Source organism: Haladaptatus ordinarius, from assembly GCF_054177595.1.
On record NZ_JBPEHH010000133.1, the window covers coordinates 1 to 8,742 of the forward strand.

At 57.2% G+C, this 8,742-nt stretch carries 8 protein-coding genes; 5 read left to right on the forward strand and 3 right to left on the reverse strand.

The window, feature by feature from the left end; all coding sequences use genetic code 11:
* Positions 1-101 precede the first annotated feature (101 nt).
* Positions 102-728, reverse strand: a complete 627-nt coding sequence (locus ACR3FF_RS23965) for a bacterio-opsin activator domain-containing protein (protein ID WP_458190642.1) — start codon at positions 726-728, stop codon at positions 102-104.
* 226 nt (positions 729-954) lie between these two features.
* Here ACR3FF_RS23965 and ACR3FF_RS23970 point away from each other — a divergent pair, with 226 nt between their 5' ends.
* The 5 genes from ACR3FF_RS23970 to ACR3FF_RS23990 all read left to right on the forward strand — a co-directional run bounded on the left by ACR3FF_RS23970 (position 955) and on the right by ACR3FF_RS23990 (position 6,870).
* Positions 955-1,155, forward strand: coding sequence for a DUF7835 family putative zinc beta-ribbon protein (locus tag ACR3FF_RS23970; protein WP_458190643.1), 201 nt, complete (start codon positions 955-957; stop codon positions 1,153-1,155).
* A 15-nt stretch (positions 1,156-1,170) separates the two neighbouring features.
* Positions 1,171-1,395 (forward strand): DUF7563 family protein, encoded by a 225-nt coding sequence (locus ACR3FF_RS23975; RefSeq protein WP_458190644.1) that lies wholly within the window; start codon positions 1,171-1,173, stop codon positions 1,393-1,395.
* A gap of 616 nt (positions 1,396-2,011) precedes the next feature.
* Positions 2,012-2,404, forward strand: a complete 393-nt coding sequence (locus tag ACR3FF_RS23980; protein ID WP_458190645.1) for a DUF1214 domain-containing protein — start codon at positions 2,012-2,014, stop codon at positions 2,402-2,404.
* 915 nt (positions 2,405-3,319) lie between these two features.
* Positions 3,320-4,753, forward strand: a complete 1,434-nt coding sequence (locus ACR3FF_RS23985) for a cryptochrome/photolyase family protein (RefSeq protein ID WP_458190649.1) — start codon at positions 3,320-3,322, stop codon at positions 4,751-4,753.
* A 554-nt stretch (positions 4,754-5,307) separates the two neighbouring features.
* The gene (locus tag ACR3FF_RS23990) at positions 5,308-6,870 is read left to right on the forward strand and encodes a DUF1254 domain-containing protein (protein WP_458190646.1); all 1,563 of its coding nucleotides are present in this window, start codon (positions 5,308-5,310) and stop codon (positions 6,868-6,870) included.
* Positions 6,871-7,008: 138 nt separating this feature from the next.
* Here the strand turns inward: ACR3FF_RS23990 and ACR3FF_RS23995 are convergent, their stop codons facing one another.
* Complete coding sequence (locus ACR3FF_RS23995; protein ID WP_458190647.1) at positions 7,009-7,731, reverse strand: hypothetical protein; 723 nt, start codon at positions 7,729-7,731, stop codon at positions 7,009-7,011.
* 283 nt (positions 7,732-8,014) lie between these two features.
* Positions 8,015-8,560 carry a hypothetical protein gene (locus ACR3FF_RS24000; RefSeq protein WP_458190648.1) on the reverse strand — a complete coding sequence of 182 codons (546 nt, stop codon included), beginning with the start codon at positions 8,558-8,560 and terminating at the stop codon, positions 8,015-8,017.
* Positions 8,561-8,742: the final 182 nt, after the last annotated feature.

Sequence of the window (8,742 nt, forward strand, 5' to 3'; positions counted from 1 at the left end):
CATGATTCTTGATGAGGAGCGAGAGTCGTGCACTGACTTCTCCTCCTCATTCCTCTCGAAAAGTAGCCTCGATAAGCCGTCACTGTCACGCGGTTCTCGTCTTAGCTAAAGACGGATGGGCCCCGGCGCATTCGCTGAGAGGCCGCGTTCGAGCTGACGCCGATGAGGTCGGCCAGTTCCCCGAGTTCGATCCCGCGAGGGATGTCCCAGTAGTCGTGCTCGTGAGCGGTCGCCAGGAGGTCGAACTGTTCGTTCGTGAGTTCGCCTTCTGTGAGTTCCTCGTCTGGAATGGTGGGATTGTACAGCGCCGTGAGCTCGAACTGGACGCCGTTGTCCTGGCAGTGCTGGCGGAAGTCGGCCAGCATCGACCGATTTGCAAACTGGAGGCGAAACATCCAGCTATCGACTGTCCCTTCGGCAATGAGGACTTCGGCGCGGCTTTCGATCATGGGTTGGATGAGCGCGTCGATCTCCGTGCTCCAGCGGATCTCGAAGAGATACCGCCCGTCGGCCTCAGTGAGGAGTTCGATGTTCTCGGCCAGTGGATCCCTGCGAACCGTGGCTTCGATCTCCTCGGGGTCGCCGCCTTCGACCCAGAACAGGGGGATGATTCCATCTCGCAGTGGGATGACCCGGACGAGTTCGATCTCGACGTCGGGGTACTCCTCTAAGAGCTGGCCCAGCGCGAACTGGTCGGCCGGGATCTCGATGTCAGTGATAACTGCCATGCGAGAACTAGGCGTAGTAGCGGCACAAGGCTTGCGTTCTAGCGGGCTATGGATGACCCGCAGCCACGGGCACCTATTCTGTCGCTCGGTGAGAGACACGAATGAACACCCTGCATTTGCAACGAGTAGACCGACTGACTGCAAGATACTGTTACTCGATAGAGTGCGAGAGAGGTTCTTGCACCGGGACGAACCCGACGACACTATCGATCACCACGAAATCACTATGTCAACGACACAGCCAAAGTTCAAAGAAACGACCGAACAGTGCGAAAACTGTGGGGAGAAGACTCCCCATCACGCGTCAGTCGAACTCATTACGGAAAGTGACAAAGATGAGAACGCTGCGTTCTCGCGGGAACCGTACCGCATCACCGAATGCAGCCAGTGTGGTACCGAATCACGACAGCGGGTAAACAACGTGTAAGCACACTCTTCCAACATGAATCCATCAGAACGACCAGGAGTAGGGAACGCCGACGACACCAATCGTCGGTGTCAGAACTGCAACTCGTTCATTACGCCGGAGTTCGGCCGTGTTTTCGGTGACAACGACGACGAAGTGTACGGCTGCCTGGAATGTATGTCAGGGACGGAAGTGAGAAACGGGAAGGCACGCTCTGAAATCAGCAAGACGCCCCACGACGACCGTGGGTCTGTTCATTGATTACGTTCGAGTAGCGAGACGGGCAGACCGATTTCACTCTTCTGCCGACGTTCACACGCGTGTTGGTAGGGCTCGCTTATGCCCTCGTATTGGTCACAACCGCCGTTCGTCGTGCTGAACGTTCCTGTTCCGTTATGGTCACGTCCGTTCACTCCTCTCCGAGTGCGCTCTCGGTGATTGCATCGAGTGAACACGCACGCTGCAGGAAACAATGGGATATTCCGATTCACAGCCATCAGAATTACCAGCGGTACTACTTCGCCGGACACTGCTTCGGGCTCTCGGGGGTGTCGTCGGCCTCTTCGGAGTCGGTGGGGTTGCCGGGCAAATCAGCACGAGTCACGTACTCACGATTACAGCACCGTACAGCGGTTCGAGAGGGTGTCTCGAACGTTCTGGGTCTCGGAGTCCCGATATTGTGCAATTGAGTGGGCGGTGTGACCGCCTCGGTGTCCATCATATTATGAACCGATACTACTTAAATATCCGTAGTGTCGATGCGTAGTTTGTGAAAGAGTTGTCGGATTCACTCCCGCCGTGAACGGCGGGATTCTCTCCTCGCAGAAAGATAGACAACTGGTCGGACGCATTCGGTGACGTCGGCCAGGTCGATCCTGTGAAATTTTTCATCTCCACTGTGTCGGGGTGGACTGGAGTCCCGGAACCGTCGGAAGCAGTAATCCTCCAACGGACTCCCGACCAGAATGACGGCGACACGCCATACACACTCACCGTCAAGGACGTCCCGGTCGACGGGTTCTGGTCAATCAGCGTCTACAACAGTCGCCTGACCTTTGTAAAGAACAAATACGATGCCTACACTGTGAGCAATGTGACTGCAGACCGGAACGCTGACGGCAGTATCACGATCCACTTCGGTGGCGACCCCGACAAGAAGAACTTCCTCTACACCCCGGAGGGATGGCGCTATCTTTTCCGGTTCTACGACCCACGCGAGCCAATCATTAACGGGAACTATCAGTTTCCCGAGGCTGAGCCTGTCGAGTGAAGGAAGCGGGCGGTTATCAGTCGTTCCATCTGCTTGCGATTCCTTCACTACGATGCTGTAGACAGGGTTTGTATACGAGCAGGATACTGAGACACGAGCGCCGCCCCTCGTTCGAGCGCGACTTCCCGCCATAGTCCCGTCCGTGCCTCGATCGCAATGCTGTCGACTATATTTTCAAGGGGCAGAACTCTTAGACACGCTGGACATCCGCCTCGACATCTCTAAGCACTGCCAGCGATTCACCTCACCCAAATGGTGGCTAGCCTGTATGGAGTGTGGCCAGCGTATCGGGCGGTATCGTCGCTCGAAGACAGTGCGCAACCCTGGGGACTACCAGTGCGGCGACTGCGGCGGGAACCTGCATGTCGAAGCGGGTCTCAGCCAATGACCGCCAACCGCTGTCCGTATTGTAAAGCGCAGTCACGGTGACAACTGTTCGCGATCCGCGTCGATGGTCATCCATCCGTGTGGGCATGCATTATGCGTCAAAACCGCTGCTGATCAAATATAATTTGGTGATGTCGTGATGAATAGAAAGCGCGAAAGAAGCAGGCCAATGCTCTCGAATAGAAGGAGGTTGGGTTGTTCAGTGCTGCGAGAACCGCTCTCAGAAGGGGTGAATTAGTCGTTTAACAATTCCCGCCATCAGTACATCAGTAAATTATGTTGTACTAGCAGCATTTCTTTATAGGTGGTTGTTGTACGAGAGTGCGAGCTGGACGGGAGCAGTGCTGTGGACACCGTGCAAGAGAAAAACAGGAACCAACTATGACCAACGAGACACACGACACACCAGCTGACGCAAAATCGGACTCCGAACCGCTACGGGCAACCCGCCGCACTGCGCTTCGCGGGGCGGGTCTCGCCGGATTCCTCGCGATGGGCGGTGGCGCCAGCGCCCGCCAAGACTCCGGTATACGACTCCACTGGCACCGCCGTGACCTTCGTATAACCGACAACCCGGCGCTGGCGGACGACGACCGCGTGCTCCCGGTGTTCGTTCACGATCCCGCGATACTCGCCTATGGCGCGCCGCCCGTGGTGTCGTTCCTGCTCGATGCGCTCGACTCATTGCGCGAGCAATACCGCGAGCGCGGCGGTGAATTGCTCCTCGTCCGCGGCGACCCAAGCGCGGTGCTTCCCGATCTCGCTGCGGCTTGCGACGCCGACGCGGTCACCTGGAACCGCGACTACTCTGGACTGGCGGCTGAACGCGACCAGGCGGTCGAGGCAGCGCTCGCCGACGCCGGCGTCAGCGTCGAGCAGTTCGACGGCATTCTCCTCCACGAACCAGAGAGCATCAGGCCGAACGACGGGAGCCACTACTCTGTCTTCTCGTACTTCTGGCGGCAGTGGCGCAACCGGGAGAAAGCCGCCCCCGTCGCCGCGCCGGTTCGCGGTGACGTTGTCGACCCCCGCGACAGCCTCGGCGAGGAGTGGCTCGGCGAGGCCTCCGGTGTCGCCGGCCCGCTCCCGTCACTCGCCGACCTCGGCTTCGACGAACCCGAAGCCGACGTGCAGCCAGCGGGTACTGACATCGCCCACGACCTACTCGACGACTTCCGCGAGGACACTATCTACCGCTACGGGGACGACCGCGCCTACCCCGCCCGGGAAGCGACCTCGCGCCTCTCGCCGCACCTGAAGTTCGGGACAGTCGGCGTCCGGACGGTTTGGAAAGCCACTGAGGACGCGGCGGCTGCCGCGAGCAACGGGGACGCCCGGGAGTCGGTCGAAGCATTCCGACGAATGCTCGCCTGGCGGGAGTTCTACGCCCACGTCCTCGACGCGCGCCCCGACATAGTTACCGAGAACTACCGCGAGTTCCCGAACGAAATCCAGTGGCGCGACGAACCTGAGGGGCTCCGGGCGTGGAAGGACGGCGAGACCGGCTACCCGCTCGTCGACGCTGGGATGCGGCAGTTGCGCGACGAGGGGTGGATTCACAACCGCGTCCGGATGGTGGCCGCCGCGTTCCTCACGAAGGATCTGCTGATAGACTGGCGTGAGGGGTACGAATGGTATCGTCAAAAGCTTGCGGACCACGACACCGCGAACGGCGCCGGCGGCTGGCAGTGGGCGGCCTCGACAGGAACGGACGCCCCGCCGTACTTTCGCGTCTTCAACCCAGCGTCCCAGGCTGAGGAGTACGACCCGGACGGCGAGTACGTCCGGGAGTACGTCCCCGAACTTCGGGACGCGCCAACCGACGCCATCCACGAGTGGCCCGCGCTGGACGACGAGGAGCGCGCCGCTATCGCGCCCGACTACCCCGATCCAATCGTCGACCACGGCGAGCGCCGCGAGCACGCAATCGCGGCGTTCGAGGCCGCACACGGCGACGGCTGACGGAGATGCGAGAAGCGGCGCCGTCAGGAGCACGAGGCCACAGCGGGGCTGGTTTTCGGGGGCGGGGATACCGAAGCGACGAAATTTCAATGTCAGGCCGAACACAACGGAATTGAGGCTCTCAGATTCCGGACATCTCGAATGTAGCGACTCCGTCTACTCCAAATCGAAGGCTGATCGCACGCTTGGGGTGCCTTGAACAACGGTACGGCGAGCAGTTCCAGCCTAAGAACACGTGAGCACGGTAGAAGGGTATCGTTGAGTATTCCGTCGACTTCATTGTAGAGGCCCCACCGAAGCCGACGTGAGAGCCAGAGCAATCACTAGTATGAATATATGGTGTATTTTTGTCAGCTCCGTCTCTTCTCCAGTACTAGATGGTGTGTGGCTGTTTTGTAAGTAAATCGTTTATTCAACAATTACTTCCACCATTCTGTAATAAATTTATGTTTTGATGCCATCACCTCTTTATAGGAGATTGTCGTACGAGGGTAGGAATTGGGTGGGGAGTGCTGTCGGCACCGCGGGAGAGAAAACGGGGCAAGACACCAATCATGAGTAATGAGATACACGACACGCCGGCTGACGCAGAATCAGACTTTGAATTGATGCGGACAACCCGCCGCACCGCGCTGCGCGCGGCGGGTCTCGCCGGATTACTCGCGATGGGCGGCGGTGCTAGCGCCCGCCAGGTTCGGAACAAGATATCAGCAGATGACGGAACGAATACCAGGGTGGCATCGATCGCAGAAGACGCGTACCTCTACGGCCTCCAGCAGGTCATCTTCTACGAGACGCGCTTCAACTACACGCAGAAGGAGGACAGCGACGTCTTCGTGGGCGTCAATCGGTTGTACTATCCCAACGAGGGCCGACCGATCACGGCCGATTTCACGGCTGTCGTCAGTCCGAATGCCACCACCTTGTATGGGCAGGGCGTCCTCGATCTGCAGGACGAACCCTTCGTCATCGAGATGCCCGAGGTCACCGACCGCTACTTTTCGTTGGAGTTGATGAATCAGTACGGGATCTATCCCCTCTACGCCGGGAATCAGTTCAACGGTACCGACGCGCGGTCATATCTGGTACTGCCGGACGGCTACGAAGGGAAGATCCCAGGCGATTTCGCCGCGACCGACGTCGTCCAGGCAGGGACGAAGACCCTCTTCACCGAAGTCCGGTACGCGCTGCGAGACCCCACGGACGAATCCGAAATTGCGCATATCAACGAACTACAGAATCAGACGACGATCACCCCGCTCAGCAAATGGCTCGCCAACGACCACTCGGGCGTGCCGCGGGCGGAACAACCAGTCGTCCCCGGCGACTACGAGACGATTCCACGCATGGCGGAACTCACGACGCAACAGGTCGAAAATCAGACCGCCGAGGACTTCTTCACCCTCCTCAACCTCGTCCTGAACGACCCGACCCTGCCGCTCATCGACGACTCACTCCAGGAGGCTGCGATGCTCGACCGGTTGGAAGAGGTCGGAATCGGCCCAGGGAAGGAGTTCGACTGGTCCGCCCTCGACAACGACATCCAGGAGGCGCTGACCACCGGGTTCCAGAACGGATTCGAGCGCGTCAGAACCACCGGTCAGGAGGGCTTGATCGACATGAACGGCTGGCAAGTCCTTGCGCCGACGGGGGACTTCAGGACTGACTGGTTGACCCGGGCCGTCATGGCCGACTTCGGCTATGCGGGCCCTGACTCGCCTAAATCACACGTCGCAGGGTTCCGATTCACCGACGCGAGCGGCGACCCACTGGACGGGTCGACGCGGTACACCATCACATTCGACCTCGACAATCTCCCACCGGTCACCGAGTTTTGGGAGGTTCCGATCTACGACGCGCAGGGCTACTTCGTCGAGAACGAACTCGACCGCTACAGCATCAACAGCTACATGCTCGAAGAAGGACTGTTACACACAGAAGCCAACGAACTCGTCATCTACGTCCAACACGAGAAACCAGAGGACCCTGAGAAGGTGCAAAACTGGCTGCCTGCCCCCGACGGTGGCATGCGCTTTGCGGCTCGATTCTACGGTCCTCACTGGTCGCTGGTTGACGGGTCCTATGACATGCCCGAGGTCGTCCCTGTAGAGGAGTGACCGACGTCCCCCGAATCTCCTCGCACTCGAATGCGGGAAGGATATCGATGGGTTCTAGCGGTATCGCAGTCCTGGAAGAGAGGTTTCGAGTTGCTATCACAGTTCGACGTGAAATTCTAGGTGACAAAAACGTGTTCGTCAGCGGATTCTTGGTAATATGACCCAGGCTGCGGATTCCGTGCCCCTTCCCCCACCAAAATCGATTTCACGAATTGTTCTCCCTTCTATAGCGTTGTAATCTACGGTTCTCCCACCTGCGCTGTTATGATCGTCTGGTTTGAACGTCGAAAGCGACTGCCTACTTCTGGGACCATACATCTGTTCTGTTTGTTTCTCCCCCGCTGATTGCCCCTCTCCCTGCTTCGTGACTCGAACAGTATACGACGGATCAGGACCATCGATCACGTAATATCCACGATCTGGATAGATATCCAGAGATAAACCGGATGACCACGAAACGTGGGATCCTTTAATGTAATTTCGGGTTACCGTCTCCGTCCCATCATCATGGTACTTTACGACATCTTTCTCATTATGGTCGACAAATGAATCGCTAGATACTTTATCCTTAGTAAATGAAATATGATCTCCTTTATGACCACTGTTCTTCATCTTATTAAAAAAGATAAAGCTCTTATTTACTAGCCAAAATCTCGTAGAACGCTGATCTTCGTCGATCTTCCGCCACGTATAATCGTATGCATAATTGATCTCGACTTCGGGAACGTCTCTAAACGAGAGTGGTATCGGGCGTTGCTGTCGTTGGTATCGTTGTCCTCCTAGTCCACCTGTTAAAAATACGCCTGCCGCTCCGAACTGTTTCAGTGCTGTTCGACGTGTAATCGGTTTTCTGTGGTTCATTCTCTGTTTTCTCCAGTGAACGGGACGGGCAGTCTAACCCCAGATGGATGGGGTTTCGTGGTTCCGCTTCAATGGCGATGCGGATACGACGCGACCTCCAATAAATGAAATTAGAAAGTACTATTCAAATCGTGGGAAGACGCTACCGGACATGACAGAGAATATTTTTAGTTATCTAATGAATATTGTTCGGATTGTAAATGAAAAAAGACCAGCGTGGGTACGATTCTACGGAATGTATACGCAACTGTCGAGCGGGTTTCTCACGGCTGAAATTCACCGGTTACCGGCCGTTTATCCGACATCTCGTGTCTGGGTTGCCTCTTTGATGTTTCGGGTCAATCCTCCACCGCCGGTTCAGATTTTTCACTCGGTCCCCCTGGGATGACTCGGATGATTTGTCGGTCTCTAGCACTCGTCGTGGCAAGAACGTCGATGCGGTGAGCAAGAGCAACACAAACAGGACGAGGAGGAGTAGCGCCGCCTGCTCAGCGTCGAACATCGCGGCCTTGAAGATGCCGCGGAGTAAGCGTCGTTGCGGAGGAGTGAGTTGGGTCAGGAACTGGTGCTGAATGGCTTTGGTTGCGGTCTCGGTCGCGTGTTGGAGCGCTAGCACTAGCTTGTTTCGTTGCTCCACTGAAACGGTCACGTGTTCCGCTCGCAGTATGCCATCGACGACACTGCCGTAGAACTGTCTGAGCAGAAACGAGCCAACGGCTGCCGTTCCTAAGGCAAACCCCATCGAACTGCTTGCATTCAGGACGCCAGATGCCTCGGCGGAGTTCGTGGTCGGAACGGTCGATAGCGTCATATTGACGATCTGTCCCATCAGGAGGCCAAGCTAACGCCAACGCCGACAAGCGCCATCGGGACGGCCATCCCGATGATCGCCTACTAGTGCTTCGTCAACCATAGATTGTTAAGAGACAATCTGTTAGAGAGGATATGGTAAACAAGGAGTATACGGTTGATCTTTCAGACGAGGAACGCACCGAGCTCGAATCGTTCGTC